Origin of the sequence: Enterococcus sp. AZ071, assembly GCF_050499065.1 — a bacterium.
In the GTDB taxonomy this organism is placed as follows: domain Bacteria; phylum Bacillota; class Bacilli; order Lactobacillales; family Enterococcaceae; genus Enterococcus_A; species Enterococcus_A ferrettii.
The window spans coordinates 194,278-213,637 of sequence record NZ_JBIPAS010000001.1 but is presented as its reverse complement, the minus strand read 5'-3'; the positions used below and the strand labels follow the sequence as shown (position 1 = coordinate 213,637).

General features: G+C 41.3%; 19 protein-coding genes. 7 read left to right on the top strand and 12 right to left on the bottom strand.

Features of this window, described 5'->3' with window-relative positions:
- Positions 1-33: 33 nt before the first annotated feature.
- From IGI49_RS01010 to IGI49_RS00995, 4 genes are all read right to left on the bottom strand, one after another.
- Positions 34-918: an IS3 family transposase gene (locus IGI49_RS01010; protein WP_429963090.1), complete on the bottom strand. Its 885-nt coding sequence runs from the start codon at positions 916-918 to the stop codon at positions 34-36.
- A gap of 14 nt (positions 919-932) precedes the next feature.
- The gene (locus IGI49_RS01005; protein ID WP_429963089.1) at positions 933-1,616 is read right to left on the bottom strand and encodes a helix-turn-helix domain-containing protein; all 684 of its coding nucleotides are present in this window, start codon (positions 1,614-1,616) and stop codon (positions 933-935) included.
- Between the two features lie 81 nt (positions 1,617-1,697).
- Positions 1,698-3,278: an L-serine ammonia-lyase, iron-sulfur-dependent, subunit alpha gene (locus tag IGI49_RS01000; protein WP_429963088.1), complete on the bottom strand. Its 1,581-nt coding sequence runs from the start codon at positions 3,276-3,278 to the stop codon at positions 1,698-1,700.
- A 20-nt stretch (positions 3,279-3,298) separates the two neighbouring features.
- Positions 3,299-4,285, bottom strand: coding sequence for an ornithine cyclodeaminase family protein (locus IGI49_RS00995; RefSeq protein WP_429963087.1), 987 nt, complete (start codon positions 4,283-4,285; stop codon positions 3,299-3,301).
- Between the two features lie 399 nt (positions 4,286-4,684).
- On the opposite strand from IGI49_RS00995, the gene IGI49_RS00990 reads away from it, so the two are divergent.
- Genes IGI49_RS00990 through leuD form a run of 4 tightly spaced genes read left to right on the top strand, consistent with a single transcriptional unit; the run spans position 4,685 to position 9,211 of the window.
- On the top strand, positions 4,685-6,199 hold the full coding sequence (locus IGI49_RS00990; RefSeq protein WP_429963086.1) for a 2-isopropylmalate synthase: 1,515 nt from the start codon (positions 4,685-4,687) through the stop codon (positions 6,197-6,199).
- A gap of 4 nt (positions 6,200-6,203) precedes the next feature.
- Positions 6,204-7,253 carry a 3-isopropylmalate dehydrogenase gene (gene leuB / locus IGI49_RS00985; protein ID WP_429963085.1) on the top strand — a complete coding sequence of 350 codons (1,050 nt, stop codon included), beginning with the start codon at positions 6,204-6,206 and terminating at the stop codon, positions 7,251-7,253.
- Positions 7,254-7,256: 3 nt separating this feature from the next.
- Positions 7,257-8,630, top strand: a complete 1,374-nt coding sequence (gene leuC, locus IGI49_RS00980) for a 3-isopropylmalate dehydratase large subunit (RefSeq protein ID WP_429963084.1) — start codon at positions 7,257-7,259, stop codon at positions 8,628-8,630.
- Positions 8,630-9,211, top strand: coding sequence for a 3-isopropylmalate dehydratase small subunit (gene leuD / locus IGI49_RS00975; protein WP_429963083.1), 582 nt, complete (start codon positions 8,630-8,632; stop codon positions 9,209-9,211). Before leuC ends, leuD begins: the two co-directional genes overlap by 1 nt.
- 126 nt (positions 9,212-9,337) lie before the next feature.
- Here the strand turns inward: leuD and IGI49_RS00970 are convergent, their stop codons facing one another.
- The 3 genes from IGI49_RS00970 to IGI49_RS00960 form a co-directional block, all read right to left on the bottom strand.
- Positions 9,338-10,642 carry a M56 family metallopeptidase gene (locus IGI49_RS00970; protein WP_429963082.1) on the bottom strand — a complete coding sequence of 435 codons (1,305 nt, stop codon included), beginning with the start codon at positions 10,640-10,642 and terminating at the stop codon, positions 9,338-9,340.
- Complete coding sequence (locus IGI49_RS00965) at positions 10,635-11,027, bottom strand: BlaI/MecI/CopY family transcriptional regulator (RefSeq protein ID WP_429963081.1); 393 nt, start codon at positions 11,025-11,027, stop codon at positions 10,635-10,637. Before IGI49_RS00965 ends, IGI49_RS00970 begins: the two co-directional genes overlap by 8 nt.
- A 102-nt stretch (positions 11,028-11,129) precedes the next feature.
- A complete protein-coding gene (locus tag IGI49_RS00960; RefSeq protein ID WP_429963080.1) occupies positions 11,130-11,486 on the bottom strand; it encodes a winged helix-turn-helix transcriptional regulator in 357 nt (118 codons plus the stop codon).
- Positions 11,487-11,585: 99 nt separating this feature from the next.
- Between IGI49_RS00960 and IGI49_RS00955 the strand changes: the two genes are divergently transcribed.
- Positions 11,586-11,819, top strand: coding sequence for a hypothetical protein (locus IGI49_RS00955; protein WP_429963079.1), 234 nt, complete (start codon positions 11,586-11,588; stop codon positions 11,817-11,819).
- Positions 11,820-12,020: 201 nt separating this feature from the next.
- Here IGI49_RS00955 and IGI49_RS00950 read toward each other — a convergent pair whose 3' ends face one another.
- Together IGI49_RS00950 and IGI49_RS00945 are read right to left on the bottom strand one after the other, a co-directional pair.
- Positions 12,021-13,451: a 6-phospho-beta-glucosidase gene (locus tag IGI49_RS00950; protein WP_429963078.1), complete on the bottom strand. Its 1,431-nt coding sequence runs from the start codon at positions 13,449-13,451 to the stop codon at positions 12,021-12,023.
- A 12-nt stretch (positions 13,452-13,463) separates the two neighbouring features.
- Positions 13,464-15,341 (bottom strand): beta-glucoside-specific PTS transporter subunit IIABC, encoded by a 1,878-nt coding sequence (locus IGI49_RS00945; protein ID WP_429963077.1) that lies wholly within the window; start codon positions 15,339-15,341, stop codon positions 13,464-13,466.
- A gap of 125 nt (positions 15,342-15,466) precedes the next feature.
- Between IGI49_RS00945 and IGI49_RS00940 the strand changes: the two genes are divergently transcribed.
- A complete protein-coding gene (locus IGI49_RS00940; RefSeq protein ID WP_429963076.1) occupies positions 15,467-16,177 on the top strand; it encodes a GntR family transcriptional regulator in 711 nt (236 codons plus the stop codon).
- A 59-nt stretch (positions 16,178-16,236) separates the two neighbouring features.
- Here the strand turns inward: IGI49_RS00940 and lepB are convergent, their stop codons facing one another.
- Together lepB and IGI49_RS00930 are read right to left on the bottom strand one after the other, a co-directional pair.
- Complete coding sequence (lepB, locus tag IGI49_RS00935) at positions 16,237-16,764, bottom strand: signal peptidase I (protein WP_429963075.1); 528 nt, start codon at positions 16,762-16,764, stop codon at positions 16,237-16,239.
- Positions 16,765-16,832: 68 nt separating this feature from the next.
- On the bottom strand, positions 16,833-18,167 hold the full coding sequence (locus IGI49_RS00930; protein ID WP_429963074.1) for a dihydrolipoyl dehydrogenase family protein: 1,335 nt from the start codon (positions 18,165-18,167) through the stop codon (positions 16,833-16,835).
- A 143-nt stretch (positions 18,168-18,310) separates the two neighbouring features.
- Between IGI49_RS00930 and IGI49_RS00925 the strand changes: the two genes are divergently transcribed.
- Positions 18,311-19,096 carry a MerR family transcriptional regulator gene (locus IGI49_RS00925; protein ID WP_429963073.1) on the top strand — a complete coding sequence of 262 codons (786 nt, stop codon included), beginning with the start codon at positions 18,311-18,313 and terminating at the stop codon, positions 19,094-19,096.
- Here IGI49_RS00925 and IGI49_RS00920 read toward each other — a convergent pair.
- Complete coding sequence (locus IGI49_RS00920; protein WP_429963072.1) at positions 19,090-19,344, bottom strand: hypothetical protein; 255 nt, start codon at positions 19,342-19,344, stop codon at positions 19,090-19,092. The genes IGI49_RS00925 and IGI49_RS00920 overlap by 7 nt on opposite strands.
- Positions 19,345-19,360: the final 16 nt, after the last annotated feature.

The following is a 19,360-nucleotide window of genomic DNA, read 5'->3' as shown; positions in this document are numbered from 1 at the left end:
GATGAGTAGTTTTTTTGAATATACCTTGGTGATTTATGCAGCTTTGTAGTAATTGTTGTGAAATTCCATCGGCGTCATTACTTGTAATTTTCGTTGGTAACGTCCAGTATTGTAGTACTTCATGTAGTCAGTAATCATTGTGACGAGTTCTTCGCGACTGGTAAACTTTCGTCCATAATAGTTTTCTCGCTTAAGCATTCCCCAGAAACCTTCCATAGGTCCATTATCAGTACATTTCCCTACACGAGACATACTCTGAATCATATCGGCTTTTACGATGCGGCGGAAGAAGTTCACATGGGTATATTGAAGCCCTTGATCACTGTGGAAAATTGGATGAGCCTCTGGCTCCAATTCGACTGCTTGATCAAACGTATCAAAGACCAAGTCTAAATCATTGGTATCACTCAGTACATACGTGACAATGCGGTGATCGTAAAGATCTAGAATCGCACTCAAATAGAGTTTTTTGACTATTGGTCCAATAAAATACTTGAATTCTGAAACATCTGTCACCCATTTCTGATTCGGCGCCTCTGCATGAAACTGGCCACGCAAAACGTTCTTTGCTTTGTAGTACGGAGCATAAGCACACCTTGTAATGCAATTTGCTGGATGTTTTATCCTCGATTGGATTTGTTCATGACGACAGATGCGTAAGACTCGTTTATCGTTAACATTTATCTTATAGGCCCGCTTCAATTCATCTTTGATTCGACGATACCCCATATCTGGATGCTTCTCATGAATTGTTCGAATGTCTTTTGTGATTTGACGATTGATTTGTTCACGTACACTCTCTGGATGTTTCAACCAGCGATAATAGGCAGAGCGTGTTATCCGCAAGAGTTCGCACAAGGGTTTTATCGGGTAGTCCATTTCTTCGTGCAAGAATTTGATTGCTTGGTAAGCAGCCACGTTTCGAAATTGCCCTAACGATTCCTCCTTTCCAATTCCCTCACTTTTTTTAACAGGTCATTTTCCATTCTCAATTGTCTAATCTCACTCTTCAATTTGGCTAGCTCAATTGCTTGTTCTTCTTCTGGTGTTCGGCCGACTTGTTTCGCTTTGCGTCGGCCTCGCCGATCTTGAAGCCCGTCATAGCCTCGCTGCTCATACTTCTTCACCCAGTTATAGACGTTCTGATAGGACACTCGATACTTGATTGCCATCGCTCCATAATCCTTATTATTGGCTAGACACTCTAATACAATCTTCAGACGTTCCTCTTGACTGGTTTCACGGGTTTGACTCATTCTACTTCCACCACTTTCTGATTTGAAGTCTTTATGAGTAGTATAAACCTTGATCCAGTCCTGTAGTTGCCTCTTGCTTCTTAATCCATACTTTTTGGCGATATAAACTTGGCTGCCTCCACCAGTAAAGTAATCTTGAACGGCTGTCAGCTTCAAATCCTTCGAATAATTGTTATTCTTTCTTGAAGCAATCAAACCTGTGGCTCCTTCATTTTCATACAAATTACACCATCGTTTGATTGTTTCTGTGGAAACTTGTGCTTCCTTGGTAGCTCCCTTCAAACTGATCTCATGTCTAAGATAACTCTCGACAATCTTTAGACGTTCTTCTGGACTCAGCTTCATCCTTCTTTTTCCCATAACAAATACCCCTATCTAGGATTTAATTATTTCCTTGTCCTAGATAGGGGTAGCATATCAAAATCGTGACGTTTATTTGTTTTAGCAGCAGCCTTTACGGCAAGCCAGCTGTCGAGAAATTTCCAATCCGGTTTTCGTTTGCGCTAAACCAGCTAACCCGGTGCAACGTAATTCTGGTGGAATCATACGACCAACTTTATCAAAGCTATCAATGGTCTCATCTAATGGAATGACCACATCGAACCCAGCGATTGCCATGTTAGCAGCCCCTAAGGCGTTCATGCCGCACATCATATTTTTTCCTAAACAAGGAACCTCAACTCGTACATCAACCGGATCACAAACCATACCAAAAATATTTTGCAATGCCATCGAAGCAGCATTGGCCGCTGTTCTGGCAGAACCACCCATTAACTGTACTAGGGCAGCTGCGGTCATTCCCGATCCTGCACCGCACTCAGCCTGACAACCGGCAACCTCCGCGGCAAAAGTGGCATACTCCGCGATGAAGACACCAATAATTCCTGCTGCCAGCATTGCTTTTATGATTTCATCGTTTGATTTGTTGTATTCTTTAGCAACAGCAAAAACTGTTCCTGGTAACGCGCCGCAAGACCCGGCAGTAGGCGCAGCAACAAAGACGTTCATCGAACTTTTTACTTCCATCATGGCAGTAATGAAAGCGACAATGTCCGCAGTCAACGTTCCGCCAATCATTTGCGCTTGATGTTCTCCAACTTTATAGGATTGATAGCCTAGTATCCGATCTGCATATTCTGTCCCTTTTAGCCCTACTTCGATCCCTTTACCCATGATAGCAACAATATCCGACATCTTGTCATATACTTGCTGCTCAGAAATGTTTCCCCGAACACTCTCGTACATTGTGGCCAACTGCCATAGCTCCAACTGATCCCTTTCAGCAATTTGCAGCATTTCTTCTGCTGTTTTAAAAGGAACGTTTTTTTCCTTTTGTGACATTACTGGTAAAACCGGGTCAAAAGCAATTACTTCGTCTATCTGGAAAAATTGTTTAAAACCAGCTAGAACTTCTTCAGTAATCGGCTGATGAGACTTAATATTTAAAAAGACCTTCTCGTCCGCTACCCGCTGTTCAATTTGGCAAAAGCCTGGTACTTTTGCCTCGGCATAGGCTGTGACATCTGAAATTGCTGAGGTAGGTGATTTTCCATAGATCAGCGTTTCATAAAAGCCGCCAGAGATTGTCACTGGTTCGCCTTGAATTTCAGTAAAAGCAATCATACCGCCGCCAACAGATAATGCGGTGGCCGTTACTTCTTCCATCTGATCGCTGCGAATAATCATTCGGTAAGTATTGGGATGCTCCGCTTCGTAAGGGATAATTCGAAAATTGATGGTCATCCCACCCGCTTCAGCTAACTCAATGGATCGCAGCAGGTCTTCATGGGTCGGTTCCATTCCCAAAAGACCGCCGACTAAACCAACATCAGAGCATTGAGTAATGTAACTGGCCGCCAGAGAACCTTTCGGATCAAAGTCAGCTTGGAAATAAGTAACGTTTCCTTTGACCATTTGACACAACGCTTTACCAATTCGGACAGATGCGGCTGTATGGGAACTAGACGGACCTACCATCACTGGACCAAGAACATCATTGAAAATACTTGCATATTCTGCCATTAGAATTCCTCCTTGAGCACTTATTCCCAGACGGTTCCAACACCCTTTTCAGAAGCTTTATCGTAAATAGCTTTAGCAGTTACTAAATCCTGTGTGCCGATGCCGACAGTTTCAAATACAATAATTTCTTCATCGTTCTCACGGCCAACCAAATTTCCTAAAATTACTTCTCCAATGTCACCAGTGAAATCTTCTTTAGTAATTGTTCCTTCTTCTAAGGGAATCAGAATATCGCCAGATTCAGATAGTACCGCCTCTTCTGAATCAAAATAAATTTTGTCTGCGCGAGTTAAAATAACCGGGTCCATCTCCTGCATGTCGTGTTGATAAGCTCCCACACAACTGACTGTCGCTCCCTTTTTCACTTTATTTCCATCAAAAACAGGTTTCTTAGAAGGAGTAACGGTGATAATCACATCTGCATCCTCGATCGCTTCATCAGAGCTTTTAGCTGCTAAAATTTGTGTCCCGTAGCTGCCTAGCTGTTGGTTCATTTGCTGTACGAAGTCAGCTGTTCGCTCAGGATTCATATCAAAGACCTTCACTTCATCTAAGTCTCGAGCACAAATCATTGCTTCTAATTGACAGGCTGCTTGTCCTCCAGTACCAATCAAGGCGCCTTTTTTTGCATCTTTTTTTGCCAGCACATCAAACGCTGTACCCGAAGCAGCACCCGTTCGCATTTGCGTAACAAAGGTTCCATCTAAAACGGAGGTAACAAAGCCAGTCTCTCCATCAATTAATAAGACTTGTGCCGGAGCTGAAGGCAACCCTTTATCAATGTTGTTAGGGAAAATATTAACCACTTTTATTCCCGCTGCTTTCATAGTTGGTACGTAAGCTGGCATGAACAGGAAGGTTCCTGATTGATCCTCGCTAACAATTTGGGTACGTAAAGGTACTTCACTTTTTCCAGCTGAAAATAACGAAAAGGCTTCTTTTACCGCTTCGATTGCCTCCTTCATTGTAAAAATCTGTTGAATATCTTTTTTTGACAATAACAGCATTTTATCCACTCTCCTTTAGTTGTAAACGACTCCATTGATCAAAGTATAAGCCTTTTATTTAAAGCTTGTAAATAGTATGCACAAAGTTTCACTCATTTCCCAGATTTTTTTCTCTTTCAAATAAAATCTTTTAACCATCCATCTTTAATCTTTTTTTCATAAATCTATTGACTTTGTCTGAAATCTTTTATATGCTTTTATCAACAAAAAATTCTGACAATTGATAGGTGAATACCATGACATATACAACCAACAGCTTCAACAACTTATTATTATAACAGGGACTCTTTAAGCAATTAAAAGAGAGTCCCTATTCGCATTGCATCGAGAAGAAAAATGGTTCTTCTTAGATGGGATGCTTTTTTTATACCTATTTTTTGTTAAGAGGAGCGGATGAAAATGAGAAAGATTCAATTTTTTGATACCACCCTGCGTGATGGTGAACAAACCCCTGGCGTTAATTTTAATACAAAAGAAAAAATTCAGATTGCTATGCAGTTGGAGAAATGGGGCATTGATGTCATCGAAGCCGGTTTTCCAATCGCCTCTCAAGGAGATTTTGAAGCAGTTAAGGGAATCGCTGAAAATGCTAAACGCATGACCGTGGTTGGCTTGGCTCGCTGCCAAAAAAAGGATATTGATCGGGCTTATGAAGCGCTAAAGGATGCGGTAGACCCACAAATTCATACCTTCCTAGCAACCAGTAATGTCCACATGGAATACAAATTGAAAATGACCAAAGTTGAGGTCCTTGCATCCATTAAGGAACATGTCAGTTATGCTCGGACACTTTTTGAAAAGGTACAATTCTCACCTGAGGATGCTTCCCGAACAGAGAGGAACTTTTTGCTGGAAGCTGTGCAAACAGCAATTGACGCTGGGGCTACGATCATTAATGTACCCGACACCGTCGGCTATTCTAATCCAACCGAATATGGCGGTATTTTTAAATACTTGATTGATAACATTAAAAGCGATCAGGAAATCACCTTTTCTTCTCATTGTCATGATGACCTGGGCATGGCAACGGCAAATGCTTTGGCCGCCATTGAAAATGGGGCAAACCGTGTAGAAGGTGCGATAAACGGAATTGGCGAGCGTGCGGGGAACACTGCTTTAGAAGAGGTTGCTCTGGCCTTGCATATTCGTAAAGATTTCTATGGCTGCGAATCAAATATTGTGTTGAATGAAACGAAACGTACCAGCGATCTCGTCTCAAGACTATCTGGTATCCCAGTTCCTAGAAACAAGGCGATCATCGGTGACAATGCCTATGCTCATGAATCGGGTATTCATCAGGATGGCGTGCTGAAAAATCCCGAAACGTATGAAATTATTACACCAACTTTGGTGGGTGTCAGCCAAAACTCTCTACCACTAGGCAAATTGTCTGGGCGACATGCTTTTGTAACTAAAGTAGAAGAATTGGGCTACCAGTTGAATGAAGAGGAAACAAAAACAGCCTTCAAGCGTTTCAAAGACCTGGCAGATAAGAAGAAGCAAATCACTGATCAGGATTTGATCGCTCTCTTGACAGACCAGTCACGAGAAGAAAGTGAACGCTGCAAGTTGGCGAATGTACAGGTACAATACAGCTCAAGCGGATATCAAGGCGCTATTGTTTCTATTATAAATGAAGCTGGAGAAACAAAAGTGGCTTCTACCATCGGCTCAGGAAGTATTCAGGCGATTTATAATTCAATTGATGAGCTGTTCCAACAAGAACCGGAATTATCCGAATATGAAATCCAAGCAATTACTGGTGGTGAGGATGCTCAGGCTGAGGTTCGCGTGACTTTACATGATTCCGCAACCAAGCAAGATTTCCGTGGTATCGGAATTGATTTTGATGTACTGCAGGCTTCGGCTAAAGCGTATATCCAAGCAAGTAACCAAATGAAAGAACAGGAGTAAGGAAATGACGAAAAAAATTGTTGCTTTAGCCGGTGACGGCATTGGACCAGAAATTATGAACAGCGGCTTACAGGTTTTAGCGGCTGCTGAGACTTTAACAGGAGAAACCTTCGAAATTGTAGAACAACCTTTCGGCGGGGCTGCAATTGACTTAACTGGTCAACCATTACCTGAAACTACCTTGAAGTCTTGTGAAGAAGCTGATGCAATTTTATTAGGTGCAATTGGCGGACCTAAGTGGGAAAAAGGACCGGAAACACCAGAAAAGGGCTTGCTGGCTTTACGCAAAGCATTAAATCTTTTTGCCAATATCCGTCCAGTCACTGTGTCGGAGGCTTTGCTTCACCTGTCCCCTTTAAAACCAGAAATTATTAATGGCACTGATTTGGTGATCGTTCGGGAGTTAACTAGTGGTATCTATTTTGGAGAACCCAGAGAACTAGGTATAGAGGAAGCCTATGACACCAACCGATATCAAAAATTTGAAATCGAACGGATTTTGCGTAAAGGCTTTGAAATTGCACAAACACGTGGTAAGAAAGTGACGTCGGTGGATAAAGCCAACGTACTGGCTACTAGTAAGTTATGGCGTTCAGTGGCTGAAGAAGTGGCGAAAGAATACCCAGATTGTACATTGGAGCATCAATACGTCGACTCAGCAGCAATGAAGCTGATTCAAGCACCAAGCAGTTTTGATGTTATTGTTACTGAAAACTTATTCGGCGACATTTTAAGTGATGAAGCTTCAGTATTACCTGGTTCACTAGGTGTACTGCCAAGTGCCAGTCATAGTTCTGAGGGACCATCACTTTACGAACCAATTCACGGTTCAGCACCAGATATCGCAGGTAAAGGGATTGCCAATCCAATCTCAATGATTTTATCTGTAGCCTTGATGCTGCGGCAATCATTTAATGAAGAAAAAGCGGCACAAGCAATTGAAACAGCGTGCGATACTGTCTTGAAGAAAGGCATTCTTACTGGTGACTTAGGGGGAACTGCTTCAACAGAAAAATTCACTCAAGCCGTACTGACAGAAATGAAGGGAGCATAACCAATGGCACAAACACTTTTTGATAAACTATGGAACCGTCATGTGGTGCAAGGAGAAGAAGGCGCACCACAGCTGCTTTACATTGATCTACATTTGATTCACGAGGTAACTTCTCCTCAAGCCTTTGCAGGTATTCGCGAAGCTGGCCGGAAATTGCGGCGCCCTGAACGTACCTTTGCAACGATGGATCACAATACCCCAACAGTTGATATTTTCAATTTCACCGATCTAGTAGCGAAAAAGCAAATTGATACTTTGCGAGAAAACTGTGAGGAATTTGGCGTTACTCTTTGCGATAACGGCAGCGACCGGCAAGGCATTGTCCATATGGTTGGTCCAGAAACAGGATTGACTCAGCCAGGCAAAACGATTGTCTGTGGAGATTCTCACACTGCGACTCACGGAGCTTTTGGTGCTCTAGCTTTTGGAATTGGAACTAGTGAAGTGGAACATGTTTTTGCTACCCAATGTTTGTGGCAAAATAAACCCAAGAATATGGGAGTTAAGGTGACTGGCGAACTGCCGAAGGGTGTTTATGCTAAAGATATTATTTTGGCTTTGATTGCGAAATATGGTACAGATTTCGGTGTTGGTTATGCGGCTGAATTCTGTGGTGATACGATTCGTTCCCTTTCAATGGAAGAACGGATGACCATCTGTAACATGTCCATTGAAGGCGGCGCAAAAATCGGCTTGATCGCTCCAGATGAAAAAACTTTTGCTTATGTTGAAGGCCGCGAATATGCACCGAAAAACATGGAAGCAGCCATTAACGACTGGAAAGAATTGTATACCGACGAAGATGCTAAGTATGACACTATTCTAACTTTGGATGCCAATGAATTAGTACCCTTTGTTACTTGGGGAACCAATCCGGAAATGGGTGTGCCAGTGGATGGCACCTTCCCAGAGCCTGAAACAGAAGAATACAAAAAGGCCTATGAATACATGGATTTGAAGCCAGGTCAAAAACCAACCGATATTAACATTGGCTATGTCTTCATTGGTTCTTGTACCAATGGACGTCTTTCCGATCTGCAGGAAGCTGCACGTATGATTGAGGGTAAAAAGGTGAATGAAAATGTAACTGCGATCGTGGTACCCGGCTCACGTCCGGTGCGCAAGGCAGCAGAAAAAATCGGGTTGGACAAGATCTTTAAAGAGGCCGGCTTTGAGTGGCGGGAGCCAGGTTGCTCTATGTGCCTAGGAATGAACCCTGACCGGGTACCACCAGGCGTACATTGCGCATCAACGTCGAACCGTAATTTCAAAGGACGCCAAGGAAAAGACGCGCGGACTCACCTATGCAGTCCAGCAATGGCGGCATTGGCTGCTCTAAACGGAACCTTTGTTGACATTCGCAAGGAGGCAATCTAATGGAAAAATTTACGGTTTATACTGGAACCACGGTTCCCTTTATGCAGGATAATATTGATACCGATCAAATTATTCCCAAAAACTTTTTGAAACAGGTCGATAAAAAAGGCTTCGGCAAGCACTTGTTTGATGAATGGCGCTACTTGGAAGATCGGTCACCGAATCCAGATTTCATTTTAAATGCACCCGAACGTCAAGCAGCGACCATCTTAGTTTCTGGCGAAAACTTCGGTTCAGGGTCCTCTCGTGAACACGCCGCTTGGGCTTTGCAGGATTATGGTTTTCATGCAGTCATTGCCGGCAGCTACAGTGATATTTTTTACATGAATGCACTGAAAAATGGGTTATTGCCGATCCGGATGCCCGCAGATGTTCGTAAAGAACTAAGTGAACTGCCAGCAGATGCTGAAGTAACGATTGATTTACCGAATCAAACAATTGTTACACCAAACGCTCGCTATGAATTTCCAATTGATGCGACTTGGAAAGACAAACTGGTTAAGGGCTTGGATGATATCGCTATTACTTTGGAACACGAATCAGATATTACGGCTTACGAAGAAAAAATGCCTACCTATTAATTTATTCATTACAGCAACAGGACCCATCGTATTGATGCGTCCTGTTTTTTGTATGCAATGCAATCGATTCAATAATTAAGATAGCTACGATCACGATGATTTTAAGAACAGCTCGATTGAGCAGACTCATTTGAAGGAAAAATTCTTTTTCTGCATATAGCCCGTTTTCCCTGCATATTGTACCTTTGCAACTTTGTAATAATAGGACCCGTCGATTACTTCCACAGTACTATTCTTTTTCACTTGGAAATACAGAGAAGCCTTGTCGCAGGACGAATCTGAATAGAAACCAGTGTGCTGCTTTTTCGTTTTTACAAAAATACCGCTATTTTTTACTTCGGCAGTAGGATCACTAACAATCGGTTCACCCTTTTTATCATAGCTTATTTCCATACCAGCAAAATCAGCGTCTTTGAATTCATTGCTGAATTTTTCTGACAATGCTGCTTTCATTTCAGCTTTGGCTTTAGCGTCTGGTTCAAAGTTTGTTGCCCCATTTGCCGGAATGCTAACAGCCGTAGTTCCACAAATTACCAACACTAAACATCCCGCTAAAAAGCTCCGACTATACCCACTTTTTTTGCTCTCAACAATAAATGAAAGCCGCTGCTTCATTTCACGCTTGCTGCTGGATAGTAACGTTGACAGCATACTTTGTTTCGATTGTCTTCTAACTGTTCTGAGGATTATATTGGCATATTTATACCGTTCAGCCTGACTCAAATTTTTAGTTACTTGTTCATCACAAGAAATTTCACACCACTTCGTCATCTGTCGCGCCAAAACATAGATGAACGGATTAAACCAATGAAGTGCTACGGCAAAAAGCATGAATCCTCTCAACAGCCAATCCTTTCTCAAGAAATGAACCTGTTCATGCTGAATAATCATCGCCAATTCATCTAGCGAATAGGTTTCATTAGGTAACAAGATCGTTGGCTGATCCAATTGAACAAGCATTGGGCTGGCAATACATTTGCAGCGAGCAATTTTTAAATCCGTTGGAATAATTAACTCTGAAAATAATTGCTCATCCGATTCTATCCAACGTGTGAGTGTCCGGGTGAACTTCACATGCTGTACTGCATAATAAATCAAGATTGTCACCGCAACCATCAGCCAGATCATAAATACTAGCTCAACTACGGAAAACCACCTACTGCTTTCCAACACCGTATTTTGCTGCACCGCTGTCGCAATAGTCTCTTGGAAAGAAACAACTTTTGAAGGGGTGACAGTCTTTCCGCCCCAAAAAGGGTGCAGCTTCACCCGAAACGGAATCGCAAATCCTAAGAGCAGCACCACCGAAAGATAATAAAAAAATCTAGGGGAGTACCTTTGCTGAAAAAAATGCACCAAAACCAAAAACATTGCCATCATAAGACTCATCCCAACTGAACAACTAACCAGTGTTACCATAAAATTATTCATCCTGTTTACCCCGTTCGTTTAACCACTCCTGCAATTCATCCAACTCTTTTTCTGCCAAGTTTTCCCCTTGGTACATGGCGTTTACCAAATTCAGAAGTGAACCTTGATAATGAGACTTCACAAAATTTTGCGCCTCATACTGCAAGTAATCCTCCTCTGCAACCAAGGGAGTAAAAAAACGCTGTTTTCCATTCTTATCAGATTGTAAAAAACCACGTTCCTCCAAGCGGGACAATAGCTTATGAACCGTCTGCAGCTTCCAAACCTTTTGTGTGTCCAGCTCCAACTTTTCTACAATTGTGTTGCCAACAATCGGTATCTCTGAATGCCAAATTACCTTCATTACTTCAAATTCTGTATCTGGCAGCTTTTTAATGTTTTCCAAAGAAGTTCACCTCTTTCCATTATCGACAAATGTCTAAAATAATTGTATAAGTATTTAAAGTGAAAGTCAAAGTTTTTCTCGTAAAAAAATCCCTTTGATTATCTATTCTGCCATAAACACTTCAGCATTTTCTTCGCACCACATACTTACAGTTTCGTAAACTGGCATCAACCCTATACCGGATTTCGTCAATTGAAATTCTACCCGCGGTGGAATTTCTGGATATTCGATTCGCTGAATTAATCGATTCTTTTCCAGATCTTTTAATTGAGCGGATAACATTTTGTGACTAATCTCTGGCAAAAGTCTTTTCAATTCTCCGTATCGTAGTGTGTGCTTTTGACCCAAATGATAAATAATTTGTATTTTCCACTTACCGCCAATAACAGATAAGATTTTTTCCAGTTTTTCAAAACCATAATCCTCTACGATACAGTACTTATTGTTTGTTGTCCCCATCTGCTTACCTCCTGGTGAGTATCTTACTTATTTGTGCGTAATTGTTCTCAGTTTTTATCTATTATATACTGAAAAAAACGTTAAAGGAGTAAAAAAGTTATGTTGGAAGTTTTTTGTTTTATTGCAGCGATTGGCTTCTTCGCTAATGCGTTGCTGCATCTATTGTTAATCGCTGGATTTCCATTAGGTGAATATGTGCTGGGCGGCAAGTATGTGATACTCCCTTATTTTATGAGAGTATTCAGTGTGCTATTTTTGATTGTTTGGAGCAGTGTTGGCATCTGCTATCTGAATTATGGAGGATTTCTAGACTTACCAAGCTGGAGAGCTTAGATAGAATAGTTATACTCGCAGCAACTGTCTTTCTACTGTTTGCGATTTTTTCAAATGCCTTTTTAAGCGAAAGTAAACAGGAGCGACTAGTCATGACTCCTTTTTGTCTGATAACCTTCATTCTCAGCAGCAGCATCCTATTTTTACTTTAAAAAGCAAAAAATGGAACCCTCCAAAGAAAGTTCCATTTTGTAAATATGTCTATAGCTTTTCAGCATTTGATTCAATGACTTCTTTGTACCAGTCAAAGGAATCTTTTTTATACCGTTCCATTGTTCCATGGCCCTCATTGTCGCGATCGACATAAATCATTCCGTAGCGTTTTTTCATTTCGCCAGTGGTAAATGAAACTAAATCAATGATGCCCCAAGGTGTATAGCCTAACAGCTCAACCCCATCATAATCAACAGCCTTCTTCAAAGCTTCGATATGCTTAGTTAAATAATCAATCCGATCTTGATCATGAATCGATTGATCTTCCTCTAATTGATCAATTGCACCAAAACCGTTTTCGACAATAAATAATGGTAATTGATAACGATCATACAGACGGTTCATCGTATATCGCAGCCCTTCAGGATCGATCGCCCAGCCCCAGTCGCTGCTCTCAATATAAGGGTTCGCAACACTATTCGACAGCCCACCGTTGACTACGTTGCCTAAGTTGTCATTGTTCACATCAGCCTTCACAACCGTTGACATGTAATAACTAAAGCCGATGTAATCTACAGTTCCTTCTTTTAATACCGCTAAATCTTCGTCACGAATATCAATTTGATATCCTTCACGTTCGAATTCTTTTAAAGCATACGTTGGATAGTAGCCACGAACATGTACATCCGCAAAGAAGAAACGCTGATGCATTGCTTCCTCCGCCGCCATAATGTCAGCTGGATTACATGAATAAGGATAAATTGGTACATGAGAAATCATACAGCCGATTTCAAACGCAGGATTAATCTTCTTGCCAGCAATCACCGCTTTTGCACTAGCAACCAATTCGTTGTGGGCAACTTGGTACATGACTTCTTTTTTATTTTCACCTTCTTCAACCAATACACCAGAGTTGGTCCATAAGAAAATTGGATTGTTGGTATCCATTTGGTTATTGATCTCATTGAAAGTCATCCAGTACTTTACTTTATCCTTGTAACGGTCAAAACAGGTAATCGCAAATTTTTCAAAGAAGTCAATCACTTTACGGTTGCGGAAACCGCCGTATTCTCTTGCCAAATGTAACGGCATTTCAAAGTGAGAAAGCGTAATCACTGGTTCAATGTTATGAGCTAATAACTCATCAAATAAATCATCATAAAACTTCAAACCAGCTTCATTTGGCGTTTCTTCATCACCCTTGGGGAAAATACGCGTCCATGCAATTGAGGTACGCAGACATTTCAGTCCCATTTCTGCAAAAAGCTTTACGTCCTCTTTGTAGCGATGGTAGAAATCAATCGCTTCATGGTTCGGATAAAATTTGTCCGCTTCAATCGTTTCAGTAATTTCTCGTGGTACACCGTGAGCACCTGCAGTCATGACATCAATCACACTAGGTCCTTTACCTTCAGCATCCCAACCGCCTTCGAATTGGTGAGCAGCTAAGGCGCCGCCCCATAAAAAGTTGTCGTTCATTTTGTTGTCCTCCTAATTAATTTTTAAAACTGCATCATCTGGGCAAACCGCACCCAGTTTTTCTTCTTCAACTGAATCATAGGTTAAGGTGTTGGTTACGATGATCGGTGTGATTGTTGAGTATCCAGCTTTTTCAATTGCTGCTAAATCAATCTCCATCAACACATCGCCTTTTTTCACCTTTTGGTCTTGTACAACCAAGCAAGTAAAGGGTTTTCCTTCAAGATTTACTGTATCCAACCCTACATGAATTAACACTTCTACTCCTTCGTCAGAGGTTATACCGATAGCATGTTTTGATGCAAACAAGCTGGTGATCACACCATCAAAAGGTGCATGAACTTTATTGTCAGTAGGTTGAATCGCAATTCCTGAGCCCATAGCTCCACTGGCAAATACTTCATCAGGTACCTCAGTTAAATGAATTGCTTCTCCTTCCAGCGGAGAACTAATAAAATGAGAGACCAGTGTTTTAGGAACAGAAACCTCTTTATCAATTTCTTGACTCATTTTAACATCTTCCTCTATCGTTTCGCCAAAACCAAAAATTTGGGTCAATACAACAGGTCCTACGATTGCAATTACACAACCAATGACGATTCCGATAAATGAGGTGGGTACACTGCTGTCAATCCCATTGACAATCGTTAACAAGCCTGGCAGACCAGCATAAGCAAAGTAGTAAGGTTGGAAGAAGCTAGCTACAATCGCGCCAATTCCCCCTGAAATACACCCGTAAATAAATGGTTTTTTGAAACGGAGGGTCACACCGTAAATAGCTGGCTCAGTAATGCCAAAGATTCCAGTGATAAATGCTGAAAGAGAAACATTTTTTAATTCTTTACTTTTAGCCTTCAAAAAGACGCCCAGAACAGCACCCACCTGAGCAACTACTGCAATTGTTTGGAAGGCTTGGAAAGAATCGCGGCCATACATTTCAAAGTTTGCCAAGACCATTGGGGTAACGCCCCAGTGAACACCGAAGATAACCACTACCTGCCAAAAACCACCGATGATCGCGCCTGCCAATGGTGGAGCAACCGATACTAGGAAATTATAGCCGTTAGCAATCGCTGTAGCGGTAATCGATGACGCCGGTCCCAAAACCAAAATAGTTACTGGAACCATAATCACTAAGCACAGCAATGGGGTAAATAATGGTTTAACCACGCTAGGCAAGATTTTTTCAATCCCTTTTTCTACGTAAGACAGCAACCATACTAAGATAAGTGGCGGTAATACGGAAGAAGTGTAGGTTGTTTCAGACAACGGAATACCAAAGAAGGCTAAACTTTGTCCACCAGCAATCTCAGCGGCCATGGCTGCCCAATCAGGTGAAACTAAGGCCATCGCACATGCCACTGCAATATACATATTGACTTTAAAGTGTTTAGATGCCGTAATAGCAATGAAAATAGGTAAGAAGGTAAACGGTGCCCACGAAATGAAACTGAACACACGATACGTATCGGTAGTTGAAAAAGCTGGAAAAGCTAAATTAATAAGAATAAGTGCGCCTTGCAAAATTCCAGCTGCAGCCAAAATATAAATAAATGGCGCGAACACCGCAGACATGGTTGCAATAATTCGATTGATGATACTTCCCTTTGGTTCTTCAATTTCTGAATTTGCATCAACATTTACCAGTTTAGCGAAAGCATCATAGACCTCGCCTACATGAGTACCGATCACGATCTGAAATTGACCATTATTAATAACTACTGAAATAACCCCAGGCAGCTGTGAAATTCTCTCTTTCGCATCAGCTGGTACCTCTGTTAGAACTAAACGCAATCGTGTTGCACATCGGGTAACGTTTGCAATCTTGTCTGCACCGATGATATCCAAAATATCTTGGGCTAGCTTGGAATAATCTCTTACTTTGCTCATTTTATAACCCCCGTCTTTTATTGTACCTACACATAATAATTGTGAATGCACAATTTGTCAAGACCTGTATAATTATTTTGAGTTGTGTTATGATAATGGCGAGAATAACACAAAGGGGAAACGATATGCTGAAATATATGGAAATCGCAGCGGATATTGAACAAACAATTGTCGATAATGATTTAGAGCAAGGAACCAAATTGCCAAAGTTTGAAGAATTAATCAAAAAATATGGCGTAAGTAAAAGTACAATTGTGAAGGCGTTAAATATTCTTGAAGGCCGTGGAGCAATCTATCAAATCCAAGGCAGTGGTGTTTTTGTTCGTCGTCGCAGTCGTCTAGGCTATATCAATATGATTGAGAACCAAGGTTTTACTACTAACTTGGATCATTTTGACATTACCGCAAAGGTACTTTCTTTGGAGAAAATTGTTCCTGATCTGGTCGTCCGTGAAAATTTGTTGTGTCAGGAAAATGAGGAAGTGTATCGGGTAAAACGAATCCGCTATATTAACGGACAAGTTCTTTGTATCGAGGAATCCTTTTTCAAAATGACGATTGTTCCCTTTTTAAATCTGGAAATTGTTGGTGGATCAATTTTCAACTATTTAGAAACAGCTTTAAAATTGACCATCGGCTTCTCAGATAAATATTTGCATGTTATTAAAGTAGATCAGCAAAACAGTGAACTATTGGGGGTATCTGCAGAAGACCCAGCATTATTTATCGAAGAGCTGTTTTATCTATCCTCAGGAGCGCCCTTCGATTTTTCACGCACCATTTACCATTATGAACATTCCCAATTTTTTGTTCAAAGCAGCAACCTAAATCACTAATTTTTTATCCCAGCACAAAAAAGAGCAGCAAACCAATGGTTCGGTTTGCTGCTCCCTTATTAATCTACAGTGCCCATTTTATTAATCGGCCAAAAAACGACCTTGGCATTGGCGAAAATTTCCTCTTCGTCAATTGCCCCCAGCATCCGACTGTCTTTCGAGTTCTGACGGTTGTCTCCCATTACAAAATATGTCCCTTTAGGAACCGTATAGACAAAGTCGTTAGTTAACAACATCCCTTCAGGAAGTGCCTTCTTGTTTTCAGCTAAATAGGGCTCATCAATTTTTTCACCATCAATGTACAGCTGATCATCCTCATACAAGACTTCTTCTCCTGGCAGACCAATCACCCGTTTGATATAATCCTTATCCTCAACATCCGGCGCCGCAAAGGATACAACGTCCAGGCGTTTAATTTCTCCCACCTTCAAACCAAATAGTCGTTCACTATCTTGTAATGTTGGGTTCATAGAAGCGCCAATTACTTCAATTGGGGTGAAAATAAAATGACGGGCTAACAACATTGTCACCAACGCACAAGCGAAAAAGACAATGTCAGATACCTTAATCCAGGGTTCTTTCTTCAAACAACAACCTCCTAAAAATCTTTTCTTTATTATAGCAAGAAAGATTTATAAAAAACAGGTGTTTTTATTTAAATATATTTCATGTAAGAATGAGCGATACTTGGGAAAATGTAAATCAACTCCTCCTGATCAGGAGCTTTAAGTTTGGCATTCATTACGTCCAGCAACCCATCCACCGTTTCCACCGCATCATTCCCCACGTTCGTTACACCGACCATATAGTCCTCCTGATCATAGACGAAAGTAATTTTATTGATGTCGTCATTTCCTACCTGATGGAACCAATCCTTGCCAGCATAATCCACCGCAGTAATCTTATATTTTTCTGGAGATTGCTCTGCTTCCTCCACTGTTATGCCTGCCGAAGCAATTCGTGGAGAAGTAAAAACAGTGTAGGCAATCGGTGGATAAACGATCGGCTGATCGGTATCTCCTGCAAATAAATGAGCCAAATATTGTGATTCATAGGCAGCCACAGGTGTAATTTTCGGCTGCTTCTTATCTAAAATATCGCCGGTAGCATAGACACCAGGAAGATTGGTTTCTAAATACTCGTTCACCGGGATTCCTTTTGCTGCATCGAATGCCAAGCCAATACCTTCAAAGTTCATATTTTGCGTTTGCGGTACTCTACCTGTGGCATCCAGCACATAATCCGTTGTATGCTGGTAGCCTTCTTTTCCACGCAAGACAATACCTTTTTCGGTTTGCTCAGCGGATTCCAAAGCAACATTCATTTGAAATTTGACACCGCGTTGTTTTAGATCCTTCACGACTTCTTCGACGTATGGCTGGTGGAAATCTTTTAGAATACTGGTTCCTCGCAAAATAACCGTAACATCACTGCCAAAAGCATTTGCTACCGTAGCAAATTCCATTGCGATATAGCCCCCACCGATAAGGGTCATCCGTTCAGGCATTTCCTCCATCACTAGGAAATCGGTACTGTCGTGAAACAACTCGCTGCCTGGAATAGTCAAACGGTGAGGCAAACGCCCACTAACAATTACCACTTTTTCAGCAGTGTAGTTTTTACCGGCTACCTCAATTGTATGGCTGTCAACAAAAGTTCCGTGACCAATAATCGTTTGCACTCCGGCATTTTCCAGCTTTTGCTTGTTGCTGTCTGCTAAACTGTCAATCACCTCATGCTTATGAGCCATCAAGTCAGGCCAATTTAAGGCTGGCAGGCTATCAAAGCCCCGTCCTTGCAGCTGCTCTACCTGACGCAAAATTTCAACTGGACGATCCAGTGTAATTTTGGCATTACAGCCGCGATTGGTACAAACACCGCCAAACAAGGCCTCTTCAATTACCCCAACCTTTAATCCTGCTTTTGCCATCGGAATCGCACCATTCCATGCTCCCTGTCCACTACCTAGAAACAATACATCAAACTCCATCAAACCGCTCCTTCACTTTTCTTTTAATCTTACCATTGATTTCATGACAAAACAGAGCATTTGCTCATGATATAATGGATACATCAAATTCTTTTGGTCCTTTTGATTGTTGAAAGCAGGCCAAGTAAGAAATGAGGAAATTTATGTTAACCATTAGTCAATTCTCCAAAATCGCTCAGGTGACAACAAAAACCTTACGCTATTACGACGAAATTAATTTGTTAAAACCTGCTGTTACCGATCCCTCCAACGGTTATCGTTATTATCAAAGCCACCAAATGGCTACTGTTTTTCTGATTCAAAAATTGCGCAGCTATGAATGCTCATTGAGTGAAATAAAAAAGGTCTTGGCTGATCATCGTCTGTTAGCTCCTTTATTAGAGGAAAAACAAGCAGAAATTGATGCCAAGCTGGCCAATTATTCGTCATTGCAAGCTTCAATTGGCAAGGATTTGACAGCATTAACTGAGGGTGATTTATTTATGGAGCATCAAGAAAATATTGAGATTGTCAAAACGCCGGAATTAACTATTTTCTCGCTTCGGCGAGTGATGAATGTTAAGGATAGCGGGGATCTCATAAATGAAGTCTTTGAGCTGATAACTCAGAAGGGCTTGTCTCCAGAAGGTGCACCTCTGTTTATTTACCACAGTTCAGAATACACGCCCGAAAATTATGATATGGAATTTGCCGTTCCGGTTTCTGAGGCTACGGAGGACACCCGTACCCTTACTCCTGTTTCTGCAGCAAGAATGTACTATGCAGGCTTTTATCAGGGGTTAACCCAAGCCTATATGCAATTAAGCCAGTGGATCGAAAAAGAGCACTATCAGGTCATTGGACCCGCAATTGAAATGTACCTGACCGATCCTACTACGACTGACCCTGCTAAAAATGAAGTGTTGATCTATTTGCAGATTGATCAGTAAACCTGCCAAGAAGCTAGCAGCAAGAGGAATACCAGCAGCAATTCAAAAATCAAGTTATCGCGGCGCTTTTTAAAGATACCAAAGTTTTCTTCAGCATGATAATTCAAAATCGCCAACAGCAGCATATACACTACAAACAGCATTCCATTAACAAAAATAGATGTAGTTTGCGGCAGTATGAAAATGGCTAAAACCATCAGAAGGAATAAGAAGCCTTTGAAGAATCTCACTCGTTTTTTATCAAGCATTGGATTTCTCCTTCCC

Excerpts from the sequence above, each read along its gene's own strand:
- IGI49_RS01005 (WP_429963089.1), bottom strand. The coding sequence starts at position 1,616 with ATGGGAAAAAGAAGGATGAAGCTGAGTCCAGAAGAACGTCTAAAGATT.
- IGI49_RS01000 (WP_429963088.1), bottom strand. The coding sequence starts at position 3,278 with ATGGCAGAATATGCAAGTATTTTCAATGATGTTCTTGGTCCAGTGATG.
- IGI49_RS00995 (WP_429963087.1), bottom strand. The coding sequence starts at position 4,285 with ATGCTGTTATTGTCAAAAAAAGATATTCAACAGATTTTTACAATGAAG.
- IGI49_RS00990 (WP_429963086.1), top strand. The coding sequence starts at position 4,685 with ATGAGAAAGATTCAATTTTTTGATACCACCCTGCGTGATGGTGAACAA.
- leuB (WP_429963085.1), top strand. The coding sequence starts at position 6,204 with ATGACGAAAAAAATTGTTGCTTTAGCCGGTGACGGCATTGGACCAGAA.
- leuC (WP_429963084.1), top strand. The coding sequence starts at position 7,257 with ATGGCACAAACACTTTTTGATAAACTATGGAACCGTCATGTGGTGCAA.
- leuD (WP_429963083.1), top strand. The coding sequence starts at position 8,630 with ATGGAAAAATTTACGGTTTATACTGGAACCACGGTTCCCTTTATGCAG.
- IGI49_RS00970 (WP_429963082.1), bottom strand. The coding sequence starts at position 10,642 with ATGAATAATTTTATGGTAACACTGGTTAGTTGTTCAGTTGGGATGAGT.
- IGI49_RS00960 (WP_429963080.1), bottom strand. The coding sequence starts at position 11,486 with ATGGGGACAACAAACAATAAGTACTGTATCGTAGAGGATTATGGTTTT.
- IGI49_RS00955 (WP_429963079.1), top strand. The coding sequence starts at position 11,586 with ATGTTGGAAGTTTTTTGTTTTATTGCAGCGATTGGCTTCTTCGCTAAT.
- IGI49_RS00950 (WP_429963078.1), bottom strand. The coding sequence starts at position 13,451 with ATGAACGACAACTTTTTATGGGGCGGCGCCTTAGCTGCTCACCAATTC.
- IGI49_RS00945 (WP_429963077.1), bottom strand. The coding sequence starts at position 15,341 with ATGAGCAAAGTAAGAGATTATTCCAAGCTAGCCCAAGATATTTTGGAT.
- IGI49_RS00940 (WP_429963076.1), top strand. The coding sequence starts at position 15,467 with ATGCTGAAATATATGGAAATCGCAGCGGATATTGAACAAACAATTGTC.
- IGI49_RS00930 (WP_429963074.1), bottom strand. The coding sequence starts at position 18,167 with ATGGAGTTTGATGTATTGTTTCTAGGTAGTGGACAGGGAGCATGGAAT.
- IGI49_RS00925 (WP_429963073.1), top strand. The coding sequence starts at position 18,311 with ATGTTAACCATTAGTCAATTCTCCAAAATCGCTCAGGTGACAACAAAA.
- IGI49_RS00920 (WP_429963072.1), bottom strand. The coding sequence starts at position 19,344 with ATGCTTGATAAAAAACGAGTGAGATTCTTCAAAGGCTTCTTATTCCTT.